General features: G+C 70.3%; 20 protein-coding genes, 1 tRNA gene and 1 pseudogene. 9 read left to right on the top strand and 13 right to left on the bottom strand.

The genetic code is table 11. The annotated features are described in order from the left end of the window. Positions 1-127 precede the first annotated feature (127 nt). A complete protein-coding gene (locus C3L37_RS00385) occupies positions 128-427 on the top strand; it encodes a DUF7573 domain-containing protein (protein ID WP_164974622.1) in 300 nt (99 codons plus the stop codon). Positions 428-463: 36 nt separating this feature from the next. Here the strand turns inward: C3L37_RS00385 and mutL are convergent, their stop codons facing one another. Both mutL and mutS read right to left on the bottom strand, forming a co-directional pair. After that, positions 464-2,122 (bottom strand): DNA mismatch repair endonuclease MutL, encoded by a 1,659-nt coding sequence (gene mutL / locus C3L37_RS00380; RefSeq protein WP_129112651.1) that lies wholly within the window; start codon positions 2,120-2,122, stop codon positions 464-466. Beyond that, on the bottom strand, positions 2,112-4,973 hold the full coding sequence (mutS, locus tag C3L37_RS00375) for a DNA mismatch repair protein MutS (RefSeq protein ID WP_129112650.1): 2,862 nt from the start codon (positions 4,971-4,973) through the stop codon (positions 2,112-2,114). The genes mutL and mutS overlap by 11 nt, the downstream gene beginning before the upstream one ends. Before the next feature lie 314 nt (positions 4,974-5,287). On the opposite strand from mutS, the gene C3L37_RS00370 reads away from it, so the two are divergent. The 4 genes from C3L37_RS00370 (at position 5,288) to yciH (ending at position 9,993) form a co-directional block, all read left to right on the top strand. After that, positions 5,288-6,253, top strand: a complete 966-nt coding sequence (locus tag C3L37_RS00370; RefSeq protein ID WP_129112649.1) for an AAA family ATPase — start codon at positions 5,288-5,290, stop codon at positions 6,251-6,253. Beyond that, entirely contained in the window at positions 6,250-7,269 is a 1,020-nt protein-coding gene (locus C3L37_RS00365; RefSeq protein ID WP_129112648.1) for a DUF58 domain-containing protein, read from the top strand. Before C3L37_RS00370 ends, C3L37_RS00365 begins: the two co-directional genes overlap by 4 nt. Further along, the gene (locus tag C3L37_RS00360) at positions 7,266-9,575 is read left to right on the top strand and encodes a transglutaminase TgpA family protein (RefSeq protein ID WP_228546059.1); all 2,310 of its coding nucleotides are present in this window, start codon (positions 7,266-7,268) and stop codon (positions 9,573-9,575) included. Before C3L37_RS00365 ends, C3L37_RS00360 begins: the two co-directional genes overlap by 4 nt. Positions 9,576-9,699: 124 nt before the next feature. Further along, a complete protein-coding gene (gene yciH / locus C3L37_RS00355; protein WP_129112647.1) occupies positions 9,700-9,993 on the top strand; it encodes a stress response translation initiation inhibitor YciH in 294 nt (97 codons plus the stop codon). 183 nt (positions 9,994-10,176) lie between these two features. Here yciH and C3L37_RS00350 read toward each other — a convergent pair whose 3' ends face one another. The 8 genes from C3L37_RS00350 to C3L37_RS00315 form a co-directional block, all read right to left on the bottom strand. Beyond that, the gene (locus tag C3L37_RS00350; protein WP_129112646.1) at positions 10,177-10,536 is read right to left on the bottom strand and encodes a rhodanese-like domain-containing protein; all 360 of its coding nucleotides are present in this window, start codon (positions 10,534-10,536) and stop codon (positions 10,177-10,179) included. A gap of 37 nt (positions 10,537-10,573) precedes the next feature. After that, complete coding sequence (locus C3L37_RS00345; protein WP_129112645.1) at positions 10,574-11,104, bottom strand: NUDIX hydrolase; 531 nt, start codon at positions 11,102-11,104, stop codon at positions 10,574-10,576. Positions 11,105-11,206: 102 nt separating this feature from the next. Further along, positions 11,207-11,821 carry an NUDIX hydrolase gene (locus C3L37_RS00340; protein ID WP_129112644.1) on the bottom strand — a complete coding sequence of 205 codons (615 nt, stop codon included), beginning with the start codon at positions 11,819-11,821 and terminating at the stop codon, positions 11,207-11,209. Further along, on the bottom strand, positions 11,818-12,228 hold the full coding sequence (locus tag C3L37_RS00335) for a hypothetical protein (protein ID WP_129112643.1): 411 nt from the start codon (positions 12,226-12,228) through the stop codon (positions 11,818-11,820). The genes C3L37_RS00340 and C3L37_RS00335 overlap by 4 nt, the downstream gene beginning before the upstream one ends. A 99-nt stretch (positions 12,229-12,327) precedes the next feature. Next, on the bottom strand, positions 12,328-12,756 hold the full coding sequence (locus tag C3L37_RS00330) for a DUF5809 family protein (protein WP_129112642.1): 429 nt from the start codon (positions 12,754-12,756) through the stop codon (positions 12,328-12,330). Positions 12,757-12,778: 22 nt separating this feature from the next. After that, positions 12,779-13,264 carry a DUF5810 domain-containing protein gene (locus C3L37_RS00325; protein WP_129112641.1) on the bottom strand — a complete coding sequence of 162 codons (486 nt, stop codon included), beginning with the start codon at positions 13,262-13,264 and terminating at the stop codon, positions 12,779-12,781. Positions 13,265-13,302: 38 nt separating this feature from the next. Next, positions 13,303-13,812, bottom strand: a complete 510-nt coding sequence (gene rimI / locus C3L37_RS00320) for a ribosomal protein S18-alanine N-acetyltransferase (protein ID WP_129112640.1) — start codon at positions 13,810-13,812, stop codon at positions 13,303-13,305. A gap of 103 nt (positions 13,813-13,915) precedes the next feature. Next, entirely contained in the window at positions 13,916-15,892 is a 1,977-nt protein-coding gene (locus tag C3L37_RS00315; RefSeq protein ID WP_129112639.1) for an aconitate hydratase, read from the bottom strand. A gap of 173 nt (positions 15,893-16,065) precedes the next feature. Between C3L37_RS00315 and C3L37_RS00310 the strand changes: the two are divergent. From C3L37_RS00310 to C3L37_RS00300, 3 genes and pseudogenes are all read left to right on the top strand, one after another. Next, positions 16,066-16,551: pseudogene (locus C3L37_RS00310) on the top strand (deoxyuridine 5'-triphosphate nucleotidohydrolase); the annotation flags it as partial. A 77-nt stretch (positions 16,552-16,628) separates the two neighbouring features. Further along, positions 16,629-17,282, top strand: coding sequence for a helix-turn-helix domain-containing protein (locus C3L37_RS00305; protein ID WP_129112637.1), 654 nt, complete (start codon positions 16,629-16,631; stop codon positions 17,280-17,282). A gap of 67 nt (positions 17,283-17,349) precedes the next feature. Next, positions 17,350-17,697, top strand: coding sequence for a HalOD1 output domain-containing protein (locus C3L37_RS00300; RefSeq protein ID WP_129112636.1), 348 nt, complete (start codon positions 17,350-17,352; stop codon positions 17,695-17,697). Between the two features lie 262 nt (positions 17,698-17,959). Here the strand turns inward: C3L37_RS00300 and C3L37_RS00295 are convergent. The 3 genes from C3L37_RS00295 to C3L37_RS24050 all read right to left on the bottom strand — a co-directional run bounded on the left by C3L37_RS00295 (position 17,960) and on the right by C3L37_RS24050 (position 19,000). Beyond that, a tRNA-Lys gene (locus C3L37_RS00295) sits at positions 17,960-18,033 on the bottom strand. A 67-nt stretch (positions 18,034-18,100) separates the two neighbouring features. Next, a complete protein-coding gene (locus tag C3L37_RS00290) occupies positions 18,101-18,778 on the bottom strand; it encodes a DUF7119 family protein (protein WP_129112635.1) in 678 nt (225 codons plus the stop codon). 72 nt (positions 18,779-18,850) lie between these two features. After that, entirely contained in the window at positions 18,851-19,000 is a 150-nt protein-coding gene (locus tag C3L37_RS24050) for a hypothetical protein (protein ID WP_164974621.1), read from the bottom strand. A gap of 304 nt (positions 19,001-19,304) precedes the next feature. Between C3L37_RS24050 and C3L37_RS00285 the strand changes: the two genes are divergently transcribed. Further along, positions 19,305-19,610: a hypothetical protein gene (locus C3L37_RS00285; RefSeq protein ID WP_129112634.1), complete on the top strand. Its 306-nt coding sequence runs from the start codon at positions 19,305-19,307 to the stop codon at positions 19,608-19,610. Positions 19,611-19,658 lie beyond the last annotated feature (48 nt).

The following is a 19,658-nucleotide window of genomic DNA, read 5'->3' as shown; positions in this document are numbered from 1 at the left end:
AACGCCGCTCAGTCCAAATACCTCCGCGACGACCGTCGCTCAATCCACAGATCTCCGCAACGACCGCCGTCCGATCGTCCGCCGGCCGTCGTCACCGCTAAGGTTCGCCGGACGTAACGGTTCACGCATGAGCAAGGATCGGTCGCTCGACGAGTTCCTCGGCGGTGCGGCGGAGTCGAAGTCGGCCGCCGAGCCCGATTCGACGGCCGATCCCGACGCGGAATCGACTCGCTCGGACGCCGACGTCTCCGCCTCGTCGGCGACGGCCGCGCGCGCGGCGGCGGACGGAACCGCGGGCGTCGACGCCGCGGAGCCGACCTTCCGGTGGTCGCCGTCGGGCGCGACCTGCGACGCCTGCGGCGGGTCGGCCGCGCGGCGGTGGCTCGACGGCGGGCGGTACGTCTGCCGCGACTGCAAGGAGTGGTGAGCGGGGGAGGACGGGCGGGCGGGAGAGGAGGAGGGATCACCCGAGCCGGCGGTGTTCGCGCTCGAACCCGCGGACGAAGGTCTCCTCGCCGAACGAGAGGATCGTCGGCCGGCCGTGCGGACAGGCGTAGGGGCGCTCGCACGCGCCGAGGCGCTCGACGAGGGTCGCGGCCGTCTCGTCGTCGAGGCGGTCGCCGGCCTTCAGCGACGGGTGGCAGGCGAGGTCCTTCAGCAACTCTTCGCGGGCGTCGTCGGGAGCCTCGCCTGACCGGAGCGCGTCGATCGCGTCGCGGAGGGCGCTCGCGTCGGCGGCGCGGCCGAGCGGGGCGGGCACGCCCTCGATCCGGTAGGTGCCGCCGCCGAACGCCGTCACCTCGAAGCCGAGCCGCGAGAGCGCGTCGCGGTTGTCGTCGACGGCGGCCGCCTCCGCCGGCGAGAGCGAGACGGTCGCGGGCGGATCGACCGGGCGCGATCCGACAGCCTCGCCGGCGAGCGCGTCGCGGAGGCGCTCGTAGTTGATTCGCTCGTGGGCCGCGTGCTGGTCGATCACGAGCAGGTCCTCGTCCGCCTCGCAGAGGAGGTACGACCCGCGGTACTGGCCGATGACCGTCACGTCCGCGAAGCGCGGGTCGCCCTCGACGGCTTCGAGCGACGAGTCGAGGTCGACCGCGACCTCGGCGCTCCGCCTGAGGTCGGCCGTCGTCAGCGCGTCTGCGACGGCCGACTCCACGGCCGCCTCGACCGCGTCGGCGTCGACGAACGCCACCTCGTCCTTCGCGGGGTGGACGTTCGCGTCGACCGCCCCGGGCGGGAGCGACACCGAGACGACCGCGACGGGGTACCGACCGCTCGGCAGGAGCGATCCGTAGCCGGCGAGCGTCGCCCGGCGCACCCCGGCGTCGCGGACCGACCGGCCGTTGACCGCGACGTAGACGTGCTCCTTCGCCGCGCGCGTGATCGACGGGTAGACGAGCAGTCCCTCCGCGCGGATCGGTCGGTCGCGCCCGTCCAGTTCGGCGGTCGTCTGGTAGTCGAACGTCGTGCTCCGCCCCGCGACGACGCGATCGTAGACGCCGAGGATCGCGTCCTCGTAGCGGCCGGACCCGGTCGTGGCGAACACCTCGCGGCCGTCGTGCGAGAGCGAAACGCGCACGTCGGGTCGGACGAGCGCGTACCGCGTCACGACGTCGCTTACGCGCCCGAACTCCGCCTTCGCGGACGCGAGCGACTTCCGCCGGGCGGGGCGGTTGTGGAACAGGTCCCGGACCTCGACGGTCGTGCCGACCGCCCGGCCGGCGGCCCGGATCGACGTCTCACCGTCGGCGACGACGAGGCGCGTCCCGCGCGCGCCGCCGTCGTTCGTGGTCACGTCGAGCGTCGCCACCGCGGCGATGCTCGGGAGCGCCTCGCCGCGGAAGCCGAGGGTGTCGACGCGCTCCACGTCGGCGCTCGACCCGAGTTTGCTCGTCGTGTGGTGTTCGACCGCGAGTTCGGCGTCCGCCTCGCTCATCCCGCGACCGTCGTCGACGACGCGGATGCGCTCCGTCCCGTCCCCGTCGACGGCGACGTCGATCCGCGTCGCGCCCGCGTCGAGGCTGTTTTCCACCAGTTCGCGAACGACGCTCGCCGGGCGCGTCACCACCTCGCCGGCGGCGATCCGTTCTATCGTGTCGGGGGGGAGTTTCCTAACCGTCATCGAGCCTCCGTTTGAGTTCGTTCAGGGCGTTGAGCGCCTCCAGCGGCGTCGTCCGCGCCACGTCGAGCGACCGGAGCTCCGCCGCGACCGACGCGAGGGCGTCGGCGTCGAGGCGATCGTCCGCGCGCTCGCCGGCCCTCGCCGGGTCGAGCGCGCCGTCGTGTTTGCCGTCCGTGCTCCGTAGATCACGAGCGGGGATGCCGGTTTCGCCCCCGGCGCGGGCGGTCTCCTCCCCGTCGTCGGCCGCCGGACGGGAGCCGTTCGTCAGCGTGGTCTGACGCGCGTCTCGCGGGGCGGGAGGGGTGGCGTCGGCGGTCGGTGCCTCGGCGGACCTCGCGTCGGCGGTCGGCGCGTCGCGCGTCCGCGCGTCGGACGCCGCCGAGCGCGTCGCGTCGGCCGCCTCCCGCGCCGCGACGAGTTCCCGCGACCGGCCGACCACGGACTCGGGGACGCCCGCCATCCGGGCGACCTCGACGCCGTAGGAGGACGACGAGGCGCCCTCGTCGACGCGGTGGAGGAACGTCACCGACTCGCCGTCGCCGCTCGCCGCGAAGTGGAGGTTCCGCACCCGCTCGCGCTCTCCCGCGAGGTCCGTAAGTTCGTGGTAGTGGGTCGCAAAGAGCGCGTACGCGCCGATCTCGTCGTGGAGGAACTCCGACGTCGCCCGCGCGATGGCGAGGCCGTCGGCCGTGCTCGTCCCCCGGCCGACCTCGTCGAGGAGGACGAGCGAGTCCTCGGTCGCGCCGTGGAGGATGTCCGTGAGTTCGCTCATCTCGCGCATGAAGGTCGACTGCCCGCCCGCGATGTCGTCGCTCGCGCCGACGCGGGTGAACACCCGGTCGACGATCGGCAGGCTGGCGGCGTCGGCGGGGACGAAGCTCCCCGCCTGCGCGAGCACGACGATCAGGGCGATCTGGCGCATGTACGTCGACTTGCCGCTCATGTTCGGGCCGGTGATGATCGCGACCTCCCCGGGACCGAGGTCGGCGTCGTTCGGAACGAACGAGGGCCGGGTTCGCTCGACTACGGGGTGGCGGCCGGCCTCGACGCGGATCCCGTCCTCGGCGAACGCCGGCCGGGCGTAGTCGTTGGCGACGGCGACGGCCGCGAGCGTCGCGAGCACGTCGAGCGCGGCGAGCGCGTCCGCGAGCGCCTGCACGCGCTCCGCCTCGTCGGCGACGGCGGCGCGGACCTCGCAGAACAGCTCGTATTCGAGCGCGTCGGCGCGCTCGGCCGCCCCGAGGATCTCGTCCTCTCGGCGCTTGAGTTCGGGCGTGTAGAAGCGCTCCGAGTTCTTCAGCGTCTGCCGCCGGGTGTAGTCGTCGGGGACGGCGTCGAGGTTGGGATTCGTCACCTCGATGTAGTAGCCGTGGACCTGGTTGTAGCCCACGTCGAGCGAGTCGATGCCGGTCCGCTCTCGCTCTCGTTCCTCCAGCTCCGCGACCCACTCGCGGCCCTCGCGCTCGGTCGCGCGCAGACCGTCGAGCTCCTCGTCGAACCCCTCGCGGATCACATCGCCCTCGGTGATCTCGATCGGCGGCTCCGGCCGGATCGCCCGTCCGATCAGGTCGCGCACGTCCGCCATCTCGTCGAGCGCGCCGCGGAGGTCGCGGAGGGCGTCCGACTCCACCTCGTCCAGCGCGGCCTTCACGTCCGGCACCACGTCGAGCGTGGTCTTGAGCGCGCGGAGGTCCCGGGCGTTCGCCCGGCCGCGGGAGACGCGGCCGACGAGCCGCTCCACGTCGTACACGTCCGTCAGGTGGTCGCGGACCGCCTCGCGGACGAGCGAGCGCGCCGCGAACTCCTCGACGGCGTCGTGGCGAGCCTCGATGCGATCGCGGTCGACGAGCGGGCGGCGGAGCCACCGCGAGAGGAGGCGTCGGCCGAGCGCGCAGGAGGTGTCGTCGAGCACGTCGACGAGCGCGCGGCCGGCGCCGTGACCCCGCGTCTCGAACAGTTCGAGGCTCCGGAGGGCGGTCGCGTCGAGCCGCAGCGACTCGCGGGGGTCATAGCGCGTGATCCGCGAGACGTACGCCAGCCGCTCGCCGCCCTGCGTGTACTCGGCGTACGCGAGCGCCGCGCCGACCGCCCGGAGTTCGGCCGCGTTCTCGACGACCGCGTCGGGATTCGGCGCGTACGCGGCGACCCGCTCGCCCGCGACGTCTCGGGCGAACGCCTCGGGGTCGTAGTCGGTCTCCATCGCGTCGACGTCGAGCGCGTCGACGGGGAAGTCGGCCATCTCGGGGGCGCGGAGGAGTTCGGCCGGTTGGAGGCGCTCTACCTCCTCCGCGAGGCGGTCGCGGTCGCCGACGCTCGTGACGAGACACTCGCCGGTGGAGACGTCGACGGCGGCGACGGCGTGGGCGCTCGCGGCGCGGTCGTCGACGTGCTCGTCGTCGCGGCCGTCGTCAGGGTCGGACGCCAGGGCCGCGACGTAGTTCGTCGACCCGGCGCGCAGGAGTTCGTCCTCGACGACCGTTCCCGGCGTGACGATCTGGGTGACGGCGCGGTCGACGAGCCCGCTGGCCTCCTCGGGGTCTTCGACCTGCTCCGCGACGGCGACCCGGTACCCCGCGTCGAGCAGGCGCTCTATGTACTTCGCCGCGTTGTCGATCGGGATCCCCGCCATCGGGTAGGTGCCGGTGCTGTCCTCGCGCTTCGTGAGCGTGATCTCGCAGACCCGAGCGGTCTCCTCGGCCGCCTCGCAGAACGCCTCGTAGAAGTCGCCGACCTGAAAGAGAAGCAGGGAGTCGTCGTAGGCCGCACAGAGATCGTAGTACTGACTCAACATCGGGGTGAGTTCGTCGCGGACCTCGGTCATCCGCTCCGGCGGGCCGGTCACCGTAGCCATGTTCGAATCAGGGGCGACGGAGGGGCATAAGCGTCCGGAACCGCGACCGGCGCGGTTTTCGAGTGGTGTCTGATTTCTTATTTTTACGGCGGACGAGTTTCTCGAATCGACGACGAAATCGCTTTCGGGGCGCACACGGTCGCTCGACGAAGAATATGACGAAGGACAATACGTTCCCGCCCGGCAGAGTTAGGTAGATCGCCGCGGTACGTGTCGTGTGAGAGGTGCGTACGGACCATCGACGTCAGGGTACGGACGGACGCGAGGCGCGTGCTCGCCGTCGAGACACCGAGACGAGTCCCCGAGCGAAGACCATGACTGACGCGGAGACCACAGACGCCGGATTCAGCGGACGCACAGCCCTGCCGGTCGCGGACGCGGCCGCGCTGACGGAGCGAATCGCAGCGAACGTCGAGCGGGTCATCGTCGGCCAGCGCGACACGATCGAACACATCCTCGTCGCGATCCTCGCGCGAGGCCACCTGCTCCTCGACGACGTGCCCGGCGTCGGCAAGACGATGCTCGCGCGGGCGATCGCCCGCTCCGTCGACTGTTCGTTCAAGCGCGTGCAGTTCACGCCCGACCTCCTGCCGTCGGACGTGACGGGCGTGAGCGTCTTCAACCAGAAGACGCGCGAGTTCGAGTTTCAGGCCGGTCCCGTCTTCACGAACCTCCTCCTCGGCGACGAGATCAACCGCGCGCCGCCGAAGACGCAGTCGGCGCTGCTGGAGGCGATGGAGGAGACGCAGGTCACGGTCGACGGCGTGACGCGCCCGCTGCCCGATCCCTTCACCGTCATCGCGACCCAGAACGACGTCGAGGTGGGCCGAACGTACGAGTTGCCGGTCGCCGAGATCGACCGCTTCATGAAGAAGCTCCAGCTCGGGTACCCCGACGAGGGGGCCGAAACGGAGATGCTCGGCCGGGTCGTCGGCGACCACCCGATCGAGTCGCTCGACCCCGTCGCGACGGTCGAGGACCTCAAGAGGGCGCGAAAGACCGTCGCCGAGGTGGCGGTCGCCGAGCCGGTCCGATCGTACGTGACTCGCCTCGCCGGATACACCAGAGAGCGCGCGGAACTCGGCGTCAGCCCGCGCGGCAGCATCGCGCTGCTCCGGGCGTCGCAGGCCCGAGCGGTGCTCGACGAGCGCGAGTACGTCCTCCCGGACGACGTGCAGATGGAGGCCGAAAGCGTGCTGAGCCACCGGATCATCGCCGGCGGCACCGACGGGGGTCGGGCGATGGTCGACGAGGCGCTCGAATCCGTCCCGGTAGAATGAGGCTCACGCGCCGAGGGAAGGCCGTCGTCGGCGTCTGCGTCGCCGGTTTCGCCCTCGCCGCGCTGTCCGGCGCGCGCTCGCTCAACGCCGTCGTCCTGCCGGGACTCGTCGCCCTCGTCGCCGGAGCGGTGCAGCTGACGTTCCTCCCGCGGCCGACCGTCTCGCGGCGCGTCCCCGCGACGGGGTTCGTCGGCGAGACGGTCGAGGTGACGCTCGCGTTCGACGGCGTCGAGCGGCCGTTCGTCGGGACCGTCTCGGACGCGGTCGGCGAGGGGCTGTCGGCGTCCGGCGCGACGGTCCGCGCGGCCGTCGGCTCGGAGCCGGTGACCTACGAGGCGACCTACGAGGCGCGCGGCGAGCGCGCGTTCGGCCCCGTTCGACTCGCCGCGAGGGACGTCCTCGGGCTGTTCGAGGCGGATTTGACCTGCCCCGGGACCGACCGCGTGCTCGTCTATCCGGCCGTCTCCCCCGTGGCTGACTGGCTCCTGCGCGACCTGTACGCCGACCGCGACGTCGTCGAACGAACCGAGCGGACCGAGTTCGATCGACTGCGCGAGTACGTCCGCGGCGACGCGCTCAGGGACATCCACTGGAAGACGACCGCCAGACGCGACGAACTCACGAGCCGGGAGTTCACCGCGACGGCGGAGGCGGAGTCCGTGACCGTCGCGGCGAGTTCGGCCCCCGATCGCGCCGACGAGATGGCGGAGGCGGCGGCCAGCGTCGCGCTCGCGCTGCTCGACGCCGACGTTCCGGTGACGCTCTCCCTCCCGGAGGGCCGGACCGCGGTCGAACCCGGTCGGGGAGGTCGGACGACGATCCTCGAACGGTGCGCGTACACGGCGGGCGGGTCCGCCGCCGCGGCGGACGCCGAGGTCGAGATCCGCGCCGAGCGCGGCGCGACGCGGATCACGGTCGGCGACCGGACGACGTCGTTCGAGCGCGTTCGTGGCGGCCGGTCCGCGCTCCGGGATCGTCGATCGACCGACGGGGGGGCGCCGGAGGTGGTCGCGTGAGCGGCTCGACGGGCGGCGAGACGGCCGGTGAGACGACCGTCGCGACCGGTGACGGGGGGTCCCCCGCGAGGTGGCGCGGCCTCGGCCACCCGGCGATGATCGGAGTCGCGCTCCTCACGTACGCGTACGTGAGCGTGCTCTACGACGTGACGGACGTCGTCGGCGGCAGCGAGACGCTGCTCCTCGTCGTCGCCGCGAGCGCGGGGGCGGCGGTGCTCCTCGGGCGCGCCCTCCCGTCGAAGGCGACGCTGTTTCTCGGAACGGGCATCGTCGCCGCCGGAATGGCGTATTACTTCCTCTCCGTCCCGGAGAGCAACCGGGCGCTCTTCACCGCCGGGCGGGTGGTCTCCGACACGCTGGCGCTCGTGACAGGTCTTTCCGTCCTCCGACTGACGAACGCTGGCGTGTGGGCGCTCTCCATCGCCCCCGCGCCGGTGTTTCTCTCGCTCTCCTTCGCGCTTCGGGGGCGGTACGGACCCGCCGTCGCCGTCGGCGGCGTCGCGCTCCTGTTTTTCGTCCTGACCGGCGACGCCGGGAACCTCACCACCCTCGTCGGCGTCGTCGGCGTCGTCGCCGCGCTGGGGTTCGAGACGCTGAACGTTCGCGGAGGGGTGCGCGCGCAGCTCGACACGCTGGTGGTCGTCGTCGCCGCGATGATCGTCCTCTCAGCGGTGGTGTCCGTGGTTCCCGGGGGAACGGCCCGACCGCTGCTTTCCGAGTCGGGAGAGCAGCCCGGAACGGTCGAGGAGAACGTCGTCTCCTCGGGCGACCGGGTCGACGTGCTCGGCAGCATCCGCCTGTCCCCGGAGGTCCGGTTCACCGTCGAGAGCAACGACTCGGCGTACTGGCAGACCGGGGCGTACGACCGGTACACCGGCGAAGGCTGGGTTCGGACCGACACCGCCGAGCCGTACTCGGGGCCGCTCTCGGATCCCCCCGGCAGTTCGAGCGAACTCAAACAGACGGTCACCGCGGAGACGGAGATGGAAGCGCTCCCGGCGGCGTGGAAGCCCGTCGCCGTCGAGGGGACGGCGGCGAGCAGCGCGCGGGTCACGAGCGAGGGAGGTCTGCTCGCGGGGCAGTCCCTGCAAGCGGGCGAAAGTTACACCGTCCGGAGCGAGGTCCCGCGGTACACCGCGGAACAGCTCCGGCGGAGCGGGACCGACTACCCGGACGGCGTCGAGGGGGACTACACCCAGCTTCCCGACAGCACGTCCGACCGCGTCCGCGAGCGGTCCGCGAACGTCGCCGGCGACGAGGACAACGCCTACGACAAGGCGGTCGCGATCGAGGAGCACCTGGAGTCGGAAAAGGAGTACTCGCTGAACGTCGAAGAACCGGACGGCGAGATCGCCGACGAGTTCCTCTTCGAGATGGACGCCGGCTACTGCACCTACTACGCGACGACGATGGTCGTGATGCTCCGCTCCGAGGGCGTCCCCGCGCGGTTCGTCACCGGGTACACGCCGGGCGAGCGCGCCGGCGACGAGCGGGTGGTCCGCGGTACCAACGCGCACGCGTGGGTCGAGGTGTACTTCCCGGACGCCGGGTGGGTTCGGTTCGACCCGACGCCCGCCGATCCGCGGCGGAGCGCGGCGGACGCGCGGGTGGAGGAGGCGCGCCAGAGCGGCGATCCCGGCGTCGACACGGAGGAGACGCGCGAGCGCCGAGACGACCGGCGCGAGGGGGAAACCCCCGATCCGTCGGACACCGAAACGCCCGAGCCGACCGAGCCGCCGGAGGACACGGACACCCCGGACCCGAACGGCGACGACCCGGACGGAAACGGCGCGAACGACACGAACGGGTCCGACGACCCCGACATCCGCACGCCGGCCATCAGCCCCAACGGAAGCGACGGGGGCGGAGGCGGCGGATCGGGCGACGGAGACGGCCTGCCGACGCTCCCGTCGCGGGAGACGCTCGGCCTCGGCGCGGTGCTCCTCGTCGGCCTCGTCGCCGGGATGCGCCGGACGAACGCCGTCCGCCGGGCGTCCAGACTCGCCTGGCTCGCGTATCAGCGCGGGAGCGACGACCCCGCTCGGGACGCCGAGCGCGCGTACGCCCGCCTCGAACACCTTCTCGAAGGGCGCTATCGCCCCCGCCGACCGGGTGAAACCTCGCGGGCCTACCTGCGGTCGCTCTCGTCCGCCGGCCTCGACGCCCGCGCGGAGCGGGTCGGGCGAATCTACGAGCGGGCGCGGTACGGCGACGGGATCACTCGCGCCGAGGCCGAGCGGGCCATCGGCGACGTGAACGCGATGGTCCGCGAGCGGGCGTCGCCGCTCGGACGGCTTCGTCGCTGACGCCGTCGCCGACGGTCGCGCGGGGAGCGTCGAATCGGCGGCGGGCAGCCGGTCGAAACGCCCGCTACGGGCGGCCGCGTTCCCGATACTGTTTAATATCCCCATCGTGTAGGTTCGATTCGTAATGTCGGAAGTCTGCTCGACGTGCGGGCTGCCCCAGGAACTCTGCGTCTGCGAAGACGTGGCCAAGGAGTCCCAGGAGATCAGCATCCGCATCGACGAGCGCCGCTACGGAAAGGAAGTAACGATCATCGAGGGGTTCGATCCGAGAGACGTCGACATGGACAGCCTTTCCTCGGACCTGAAGTCGAAGTTCGCCTGCGGCGGCACGGTCGAGGACGACTCCATCGAGCTCCAGGGGAACCACACCGGCCGGGTGGAGGACTTCCTCCGCCAGAAGGGCTACAACGTCGCGTGATCTCGTCGACTCGCTCAGCCTCCGACGAGGTCACGCTCGCCCTGCTCGCGTGATCGTTACGCGATTCTCGCGCGTCGAGCGGGTTTTTCCGGACGTCGACTCGACGTGAGCGGAGCGGTCGCACCGCTCGTCGGTCAGCGGGTCAGCTGACGACAGCCGCATCGACCGGGGCGGCGAAACCGATCAGAACGGAGACCGCGGACCGCCGTCGCGTTCGACCGCTTCGGCGGCCGACTCGAACTCGCCCTCCCACGCCGTGAGCCCGCCGCGCATGCTCTCGACGCGGGCGTCCTTCGTCCCCTCGTACGATTGGATCAGCCGGGCGGCCTGAACGCTCGCCTGCCCGTGCGGGCAGACGGTGACGATGCGCTCTTCGCCCGCCAGCGAATCGATTCGGTCCGGCAGTTCCGCGAGCGGGATGTTCTCGCTGCCGGGGATGTGCTCGCGGTCGAACGCCGCCGGGGACCGGATGTCCACGATCCGCGGCGGCCGCCCGTCGTCGAGCATCGCCTCGACCTCCTCGGGGGAGATTTCGCCGTCCATACCAGCACATGACGGTCGCCCCCGATAAGCCCCTCGGCTACAGCAACCCGGCGTCCCGCGCGACGAGGAGCGGCAGGAGCCCCCACCCGTTCATCGGCTCGCGGCGGACAGCCTCGAACGCCTCCGGGACGGGGAGTTCGCGAACCGCGATGAACTCGCCGCCGTCGGGTTCCGGATCGCCGGATTCGAGGTCGGTCGCGAAGGCGACGTGTCGCTCGTGGCGCTCCCACCCCGACGGGTAGTAGCTGGCGAGGAGGTCGACGCGACCGGCCTCGTAGCCGGTCTCCTCGCGGAGTTCGCGGGCGGCCGCCTCGACGGGCGATTCGCCCGGGTCGATGCCGCCGCCCGGACACTCGACGAACGTCCCGCGGAGCCGCGGGCGGTACTGTTCGACGAGCAGCACCCGCCCCTCGGTTTCCGCGACCACGACGACCGAGTCCGCGGGGTCGATCCAGTAGTAACGCGCCGTCTCGCCGTCCGGCCGGCGGACGAGGTCGTAGCCGGCCGTGAACCACCGGTTCTCGTACTCCGTCGCGGTTTCGAGCACCGACCACGCGGCGTCTTCCATACCGGAGGTCCCGGCGCGGGCGGCATAGCTGTGCGCGTTTTCGCGGCGGCTGCCCGCGGCGAACGTTCGTCACGCCTCCCGCGTCCTTTCGGCGGCGAGCGACTACAGCAACCCCTCGTCCCTCGCCAGCAACAGCCCCTCGACGGTCGCGTCGTTGGTCGGCTCCGCGCGGGCGACCGCCAGCGCCTCCTCGACGGAGACGGCCCGGGGGGTGAGGAACTCGTTGGCGTCGAGCGACCGCTCGGCCGGCTCCAGCCCCTCGGCGAAGACGTACCCGCGGCGGTGGCGGAGCAGGCCCGTGGAGCACCACACGTCCTGCAGCAGCGACGCGCTCGACGCCTCGAAGCCCGTCTCCTCGCGGAGTTCGCGCGTCCCCGCCGCCGTGAACGACTCGCCCGCCTCGACGATGCCGGCGGGGAGTTCGAGCTGCGTCTCGCGGATCGTCGGGCGGTACTGCTCGACGAACAGCACCCGTCCGTCGGTCACCGCGACCACGACGACCGCGGTGGCGAGTTCGGCCCAGTAGTACTTCTTTCGGCCGCCGTCGGGCTGTTCGACGAGGTCGTAGCCCCCGACGAACCAGCCCGTCTCGTACTCGACCGCGGACTCGATCACCGGCCACTCGGGCTCTTCGAGCGGTTCGTGGCGGCGGCCGTCGTTCGGGCGGGAGACGTCGTCCGGACGGCGGTCGTCGGCGGGGGTGGCGTCGTCGCTCATGCTCTCGTGACCTCGACTCGGTAGCGCTCGCCCTTATACTCCACCAGCACGGCGTCGGACGACGAACCGTCGCCCTCGGCACCGTCGACGCGGGCGTCGGGGTTCTGCGTGAGCAGCCCGTCGACCTCGTCGAACGGCGAGTGGGTGAACGTCTCCTTGAAGCCGAACCGCCCGGTCTGGTAGCCCTCGGAGCGGCCGTCGTCCGATTCGAGCGCCTCGGTCAGGTAGGGGTACTGCCGCTCGGAGGCGTTCGTCACGTCGATCGCCGGGCCGGACTCGTCGGTCGGCGTCGCGGTCAGGTAGTACGGATCGCCGGAGCCGAGGTAGCTCGGCAGCGCGCCGAGCGCGAGGAGGGCGACGACGACGAGGGCGAGGCCGATCAGGAAGTTGCGGGTGATCCGTCGCACGCCGGAGCTTCGGACGTGGGGTGCATACCGGTTTCGCTCGCGCGCGGTCGCCGCGCCCCGTTGTTCTCCGACGTTCTCCGTCGAGGCGACTCGTCGCCCTCACTCCTCGTCGTAGAACCGCTCGCGGTACACCCGTCCGAACGCCTGCCTGCGGAGCGTCGCGACGGCCGCGCCGCGCTCGTTCTGGAACGACGCCGCGACGACGGTTCCGGCGAAGGGCGCGGCGTGCCAGACCACCCGGTCGACGTTCTCGTTGCCCGCCTCCACGACCTCGGCGTCGGGGTGTCGCTCACACCACGCCTCGAACTCCTCGCGGTCGCCGACGCGGACGAGGAGGAGCGAGGCGAAGAGCGCGTCGCGCGCCGTCCCGACCACGTCGCCCGTCACCCGCTCGCGGTACTCGTCGCGGTCGAAGGCCATCGCCCGGGCCGTCTCGCGGACGACGACCTGCGCGGCAGGTCCGACGCACTCGTACGCCTCGCGGGCTTCTTCGAGCGTCTCGGGGGAGAACACGCCCTCCGTATCCATACCCGGGCTTCCGACCGACGGGTTAGGACTCTTTCCCTTCGACGGGGTCGCCGGCGCTCGGATCGTCGCCGCCCGCCTCGTCGCCGTTCCGCTCGCCTCCCTCCTCCGGGTCGCCTCCGTCGTCCTCGAACATCCGCCGGGTGAGTTCCTCCGCCTCCGCGAGCACGCGCCGCGTCTCGGCGTCGGCCGGGGACGGCCCCCGCGACGCCGGCGGGGCGAACGCGCCTTCGCCCGAGACGGCGTCGACGCCGCCGCGACCGACGTGCGCGCGGTCGTGACCGTGCCCCTCGACGGTGTCCTCGAACACCTCCGCGTACGCGGCCTCGTCGGCGAGCGTCGTCGCTTCGGCGGCGAGTTCGGACGGGGTCGATCCCTCCCACTCCGGCACGTGCTCGTCGAGCCACGACTCGTGGTCCCCGCCGCGGAGCAACGCCGTGAAGGCCAGGTGGTCGGCGAGGTGTCTGCCGTCCCGCTGGGGGGTGTCGCAAACGGGGCACGCGTATCCCATACCCGCGGTTCGGCGCGGACGAGTAAAAACGCACCACTCTACTCGTCTGGGTGGTGGTCGCCACCGGAGGGACGCCGATCCGCGACGTCCAGCACCATGATCAGCGCCGCCTCGCCGTCGCCGTAGTACCGCGGCACGCGGCGCATCGGCTCGAAGCCGACGTCCCGGTACAGCGACTGCGCCCGGCGATTCCCCTCCCTGACCTCGAGTTTGACGAGCGCCGCGCCGTCGAGGACGAGCGCCGTCAGCGCCCGTTCGAGGAGCCGCCGGCCGACGCCGCGTCCGCGGGCGTCCTCACGAACCGCGATGTCCTTTACGTGACCGATGTCCCGGCCGTAGTTCGGCACCGTGTCGGAGACGACGTAGCCGACGACCTCGCCGTCGCGGACGGCCACCATGAACCCCGCCTCGCCGACGAACTGCTCGAACGCCGCGTACGGCCACGGTTGGGGGAAGCAGGCCTTCTCGATGCGGAACACAGAAAGCAGGTCCGCCCGCTCGGCCCGCCGAATAACGAACCCCTCGGAGTCCGTGGGAACGGTCGTCACGGAGTCCGGTAGGCGGCAGGTCCGCAAAAGTTCGACGGCCGGACGTAAGGGATGCGTTACACGTACGTCGTCGAAAAAAACGGAGAACCGGAGCGGTCGTCGCTCAGTCGTCAGCCGGTTGCGCGCCGCTCGCGTCCTCCTCGTGCTGCTGTTTGGTCCACGAGAGCTTGCCGCCGGCCGCGAGGATCTTGCGCTCGCGCTCGGAGGCGTCGAGGCGGGCGTCCGCCTCCCAGTCGTCGTTCACGCGGATGGTGAACTCCTCCTGGCCGGAGCGGACGGCCTCGCCGACGTCGTCGACGATCTCGATGTCGTCGCCCTGCTCGATCTTCTCGTAGGTGTCCTCGTCGATCGTGAGCGGCACGAGGCCGAAGTTGAACAGGTTCGCCTTGTGGATGCGGGCGAACGACTGCGCGAGGACGCCCTCGATGCCGAGGTACATCGGACAGAGGGCCGCGTGCTCGCGCGAGGAGCCCTGCCCGTAGTTCTCGCCCGCGACGAGGAAGCCGCCGTCGGCGTCGAGCGCGCGCTGGGCGAACGTCTCGTCGACGCGCGAGAGCGTAAACTCCGAGAGCTTCGGCACGTTCGAGCGGAACTTGAGGATGTCCGACGTCGCCGGGATGATGTGGTCCGTCGTGATGTTGTCGGTCATCTTCAGGAGCGCCTCGCCCTGGAGGTGCGATTCGAGCGGCTCCTTCAGCGGCACGTCGCCGATGTTCGGCCCCTTGATGAGCGAGTCGTCGACGGCCTCGTCCGGCGAGATGAGGTCGGCCTTGCTGCCGTCGTAGCGGTCGGGGAGTTCGACGCCGGGCGCGTCGAGGTCGCCGAGCTCCTCGGCGAGGTCGCGCGGGTCGACGATCTCGCCTTTGATCGCCGCCGCCGTGGCGACCTCCGGCGAGCAGAGGTAGACGTTGTCGTCCTCGATGCCGGAGCGACCCTCGAAGTTGCGGTTGAACGTCCGCAGCGAGACGGAGTCCGAAGCGGGCACGTGGCCGATACCGATGCAGGCGCCGCAGGTCGCCTCGGAGAAGTTGACCCCGGCGGCCATCAGCTCTGCGGTCCAGCCCTGCCGGGCGAGGATCTCGGACGCCTGCTTCGAGCCGGGCGCGATGATCATCTCCGTCTTCTTGTCGACCTCGCGGCCTTCGAGCATCTTCGCGCCCGGGAGGATGTCCTCGTAGCCGCCGTTGGTGCAGGAGCCGATCATGACCTGATCGACGCTCGTGCCGGCGGCCTCGCGGACGGGGACGACGTTGTCCGGCATCGACGGCTGCGCGATGAGCGGTTCGAGGTCCGAGAGGTCGATGACGATCTCGTCCGCGTACTCGGCGTCCTCGTCGGCCGAGAGCTCGACGTATTCGTCGCCGCGACCCTGCCGTTCGAGGTAGTCCTTCGTCTGCTCGTCCGTCCCGAAGATGGACGAGGTCGCGCCGAGTTCCGTCCCCATGTTGGTGATCGTCGTCCGCTCGGGAACCGTGAGCGAGTCGACGCCCGGGCCGGTGTACTCGAACACCTTGCCGACGCCGCCCTTCACGGAGAGGCGGCGAAGCATCTCGAGGATGACGTCCTTCGCGGTCGACCACTCGGGGAGTTCGCCTTCGAGCCGGACGTTGACGACCTCGGGCATCTCGACGTAGTACGCGCCGCCGCCCATCGCGACGGCGATGTCGAGTCCGCCCGCGCCGATCGCGAACTGGCCGAGCCCGCCGGGCGTCGGCGTGTGCGAGTCGGAGCCGAGAAGCGTCTTGCCCGGCGCGGCGAAGTTCTCCTTGTGTACGTTGTGGCAGATGCCGTTGCCGGGGCGCGAGAAGTGTGCGCCGAAGGTACCGGCCGCAGAGCGAAGGAAGCGGTGATCGTCGGTGTTCTTAAAGTCGAACTGGTAGGTCTGGTGGTCGCAGTACTGCGCGGCGAGTTCGGTCTGAACGTCGTCCAGGTCGAGCGCCTCGAACTGCAGCCACACCATCGTCCCGGTGGTGTCCTGCATCAGCACCTGATCGATCTCGATGCCGATCTCCTCTCCGGGTTTCAGCTCCCCTTCGACGAGGTGATCGTCGAGAATCTTCTCCGTAATTGTCTGTCCCATATCGTCCGTGGGTCGTCCCTCCGCGGATATAAATCCCGCGAGTTCTTCGTCCAATAACCGTTCGGAACCTCGCCGTTCGGCAATTTTCGCGAAAAGATTCGAAGTAACGCGGATTCGAGTTGTGATTTCGAAGACGATCCGGCACCGTTTTCCGGACGGTCCGGGATCCGTCGAACATGTTCAAATCAGGCGCGTTCGTCGCCGAGCAGATCGATCCCGTGGCCGAAGCGCAGATCCAGCCGAACGGCGTCGATCTGACGCTCGACGCCGTCTTCGAACAGATCGATCCGGGTCGGATCGGCCGCGACGGAAAGGAGATCGGCGAGCGACAGTCGGTCCCGCGCGACGAGCGCGACGAAGACGGTCCCGAAACGTACTACCTCACCCCGGGCGGGTTCGTCGTCCGCTACGCCGAGACGGTCCGCATCCCCGAGAACCACGTCGGATACATCTACCCCCGATCGTCGCTCCTGCGCAACTCGTGCATGCTGAACACCGCCGTGTGGGACGCCGGCTACGAGGGCAGAGGCGAAGGACTGCTGCAGGTCCACCACGACGTCGAACTGGAACGCGGCGCGCGCATCGCGCAGCTGGTTCTCGCCGACGCGGAACACGAGGGAACGTACGACGGGAGCTACCAGGGCGAACACACCGGTTAATCGTCGACGACGCGGAACGTCAGCGACGGTTGGACGACAAAATACCTTTTTCAGATAGAAGGAATAATGGGGGAGAAATGAGCCTCATCGCGGAATTTCACCTCGGTTCGCCGATCCTTCGGCGGGCGCTGGCCGAGACGCCCGACGGCGTCGCCCGCGCCATGGACGTACAGGCGAGCGAGTGCGGGGCGATCCGACTGTTCTTCTGGCTCCGGGGGGCGGACCCCGACGAATTCGCCGCCGGAGTCGGAGCCGATCCGACGATTCGGGAGGCGACCGAGCTGATCGAGGTCGCGGACCGGCGACTCTACCGCGTCGAGTACACCGAGGAGGGTCGGGGGGTCTCGGCGTATCCGGCCGTGGTCGACGTCGGCGCGATGAACCTCGACCTGAAGGGGACCTGCGAGGGGTGGGAACTCCGGATGCGATTCCCCGACCGGGACGCGCTCCAGACGTACCGGAGTCGGGTGCTCGCGCTCGGGATCGAGTTGCGCCTCCTGGCCGTGTACAGCGAGGACGCCGCGGACGAGGAGCTGCCGGACGAGTCGTTCGGCCTGACCGGACCGCAGCAGGAGGTCCTGTCGAAAGCTCACGCCGGCGGGTACTTTTCGATTCCGCGGGAGGTCACGCTCGGCGAGCTCGCCGAGCAACTCGGGATTTCGACGCAAGCGGCGTCGGTTCGCCTCCGTCGCGCGCACGAGGCGCTCATCGAAAACACCATAGGCGTGTGACACGAATATATAAACCGTTGAGCAGTAAACCCGCACGAATACCCCACCGATCACCGTCGGTGCGTCCATGGCCGGAGGGACGGACCGATCGGAATACGGTCCGAAACGAACGTTGGAGGGGCAGAGCGACGCCGGCGGCCGGGTTCTCCACGAGGCGTGGTACGACCCGACCGAGGATTCCGGGCTCTGCTCGGCGATCCTCTTCGCGGTCGGGACCGCGATCGACGCCGATCCGCTGGAAGTGCAGTTTTCGCCCCTGCACGAGCGCATCGACACCGACGCGCTCGAAACCGCGCTTTTCGGACCGAAGGCGGTCCAGCGCGGTAACGTCCGCGGCGAAGTCGCCTTCGACTACGAGGACGTTCGCGTCTCCGTTCGAACCGACGGCCGCATTCAGATTCGAGATCTGCGATAGACTGGCGAAACAGGGCAACAGAGGCACCCGATCGTCGCTCCTTTCGTCGTTTCTATTCATCCCCTCAAATCCTCCCGCTAAGCGTTGTACACCGCTCGCCGTCGCTCGCGGAGAAGCAACGGGTCGGGAGGGATTCGAACTACGGTCGTCCCGCTCACACCGTTCGCTCCACTCCCTGATTCGAATCCCTTCGAGCCGTTCCGCTCCGTACGGACGACTCGCACACGCTACGCGATGCTCGTCGGGTCGTTCGTCGCAGAAACGGGCCGGGAGGGATTCGAACCCCCGACCGTCTGGTTAAAAGCCAGACGCTCTGCCTAACTGAGCTACCGGCCCTCACACGCACTTGCGGACACGGCGGCATAAGCATTTACCATCCGATCCACCGCGCCGCCGCCGACAACTACCCGTCCTCGAAGTACTCGGCCAGCGCCTCGGCGACGACGTCGCTCGGTTCCCGGTTCGAGAGCGACGCCCGACGGCGGAGTTCGAGGTACTGCTCGGCCGGGAGCGTCAGTTCGAGCCGGCCGACGGAGATGCCGTGGTCGCGAAGCGCCTCCCGCGCGGACGCGCCGTTGTTGATGTCGCTCGCGATCGTGCGGACCTCCCGGACGGTCAGCCCGCTGTCGAGCGTCGCCCACGCGAGGTAGAAGCGGGCGTCGCCCGAGACGCGGGCGATGTGCTTCGCCGCCGTGGGCGCGATGTGGCCGCGGGCGACGTGCCGGCGGATGGACTGCGGGAGGTCGTGGACGCGCGCCCACTTCCGGATGAAGGAGATGGAGGCGTCGCCGCCGGCGCGCTCCGCGGCGGCCTTGTACGAGCCGACGCCCCGGACGAGCGCGGCGCAGGCGGCCGCGCCGCGGAGCATGTACACGTTGTCCTCGGACCCCGCGGTGCTCTCGGCGAACGCCCTGACCGTCTCGGCGGCGCGTCGGACGCTCTCGGGGTCGTCGGGGTCGAATCCGACCGCCTCCCGGGCTCGCTCGCCCGTGACGGCGGGGTCGGCTCTGACGACCGGCGCTCCGACCGGCTCCTCCCGATCGGCCGGCGGTTCCTCCGCCCGCCGGGGCTGTTCACTCATGTGTCGTCCGGTTTCGGGGCGGGAGGCAAAAGTCTCTCGCCGTCGGGTGAAACGCTCGTCAGAACGCTCGCGTCAGTCGTCGGCCTCGGCCGCCGCCCGCTCTCGCCGCTCGGACAGCTGCTCCCAGATCTCCGTGCAGCCGAGCCCGTCCTCCAGATCGGCGAGGTGGCCGTCGTCGCGGTCCGTCTCTTCGTTTTCGGTTCGGGTTCCGGCGTCGTTCATCGGCTGCGTCCTCCCTCGTACAGCTCCGGCGCGACGTCGGCGGAAGCGTGCTCTCTGTCGCCGCGGTCGCGGTCGTTGGAACTCATCGATCACCCGTTGGACCTCCGTCCGCATAAGGCCGATTTTCGCTGTAAGGACTACCATTGCTCCCGCATTCCGGGGGATTCTGCCGGCATCTTCGACGGTCACTGTCTCCGGAAGTTCGCTTTCGTCTCGTGGTTTTCCCCCGCCGACGCCGTCACAGGGGCGACCCAGAATTGCGACCGTCGACTCATACAGGTAGTTCCGCGTCGAAGTGGGGGCGATGAGCGTCGCCCTGCGGACCCTCGACGACGGCGCGTGGATCTCGGTGAACGACACGCGGGAGGTCAGCGTCAGCGAACTGTGGCGGTTCACCGACCCGACGTTCTGCGCCTGCCGCCTCCCGGACGTGGTCGTCGAGGGATTTCTCGAAACCGGCGTCGACGGTCGAACCGTCGAGGTCCGCGCCTACGGCCAGTGCATCGCCTGCGGGACGAAAAACACCACCGGGTGGCTCCCCGTCGGACGAATCCTCGACGGGGAGTTCCGCGACCTCGACCGCGAACGCACGCTCCTGTCGTCAGTCTGAGATGAGGAGAATGTCACCGGATTCGGTGAGCACCGGGAAGGGTTGACG

It is taken from the genome of Halegenticoccus tardaugens (assembly GCF_004116405.1).
Lineage (GTDB): Archaea > Halobacteriota > Halobacteria > Halobacteriales > Haloferacaceae > Halegenticoccus > Halegenticoccus tardaugens.
Note: the sequence above shows the minus strand (reverse complement) of the source record. Positions and strands in the feature narration are given on the sequence as shown.

What these genes read in the sequence shown, in the direction of transcription:
- C3L37_RS24050 (WP_164974621.1), bottom strand. Translation starts at nt 19,000, where the DNA reads ATGAACGACGCCGGAACCCGAACCGAAAACGAAGAGACGGACCGCGAC.
- yciH (WP_129112647.1), top strand. Translation starts at nt 9,700, where the DNA reads ATGTCGGAAGTCTGCTCGACGTGCGGGCTGCCCCAGGAACTCTGCGTC.
- mutS (WP_129112650.1), bottom strand. Translation starts at nt 4,973, where the DNA reads ATGGCTACGGTGACCGGCCCGCCGGAGCGGATGACCGAGGTCCGCGAC.
- C3L37_RS00290 (WP_129112635.1), bottom strand. Translation starts at nt 18,778, where the DNA reads ATGAGTGAACAGCCCCGGCGGGCGGAGGAACCGCCGGCCGATCGGGAG.
- C3L37_RS00325 (WP_129112641.1), bottom strand. Translation starts at nt 13,264, where the DNA reads ATGGGATACGCGTGCCCCGTTTGCGACACCCCCCAGCGGGACGGCAGA.
- C3L37_RS00285 (WP_129112634.1), top strand. Translation starts at nt 19,305, where the DNA reads ATGAGCGTCGCCCTGCGGACCCTCGACGACGGCGCGTGGATCTCGGTG.
- C3L37_RS00350 (WP_129112646.1), bottom strand. Translation starts at nt 10,536, where the DNA reads ATGGACGGCGAAATCTCCCCCGAGGAGGTCGAGGCGATGCTCGACGAC.
- C3L37_RS00315 (WP_129112639.1), bottom strand. Translation starts at nt 15,892, where the DNA reads ATGGGACAGACAATTACGGAGAAGATTCTCGACGATCACCTCGTCGAA.
- C3L37_RS00385 (WP_164974622.1), top strand. Translation starts at nt 128, where the DNA reads ATGAGCAAGGATCGGTCGCTCGACGAGTTCCTCGGCGGTGCGGCGGAG.
- C3L37_RS00370 (WP_129112649.1), top strand. Translation starts at nt 5,288, where the DNA reads ATGACTGACGCGGAGACCACAGACGCCGGATTCAGCGGACGCACAGCC.
- C3L37_RS00365 (WP_129112648.1), top strand. Translation starts at nt 6,250, where the DNA reads ATGAGGCTCACGCGCCGAGGGAAGGCCGTCGTCGGCGTCTGCGTCGCC.
- C3L37_RS00345 (WP_129112645.1), bottom strand. Translation starts at nt 11,104, where the DNA reads ATGGAAGACGCCGCGTGGTCGGTGCTCGAAACCGCGACGGAGTACGAG.
- C3L37_RS00305 (WP_129112637.1), top strand. Translation starts at nt 16,629, where the DNA reads ATGAGCCTCATCGCGGAATTTCACCTCGGTTCGCCGATCCTTCGGCGG.
- C3L37_RS00300 (WP_129112636.1), top strand. Translation starts at nt 17,350, where the DNA reads ATGGCCGGAGGGACGGACCGATCGGAATACGGTCCGAAACGAACGTTG.
- C3L37_RS00340 (WP_129112644.1), bottom strand. Translation starts at nt 11,821, where the DNA reads ATGAGCGACGACGCCACCCCCGCCGACGACCGCCGTCCGGACGACGTC.
- C3L37_RS00330 (WP_129112642.1), bottom strand. Translation starts at nt 12,756, where the DNA reads ATGGATACGGAGGGCGTGTTCTCCCCCGAGACGCTCGAAGAAGCCCGC.
- mutL (WP_129112651.1), bottom strand. Translation starts at nt 2,122, where the DNA reads ATGACGGTTAGGAAACTCCCCCCCGACACGATAGAACGGATCGCCGCC.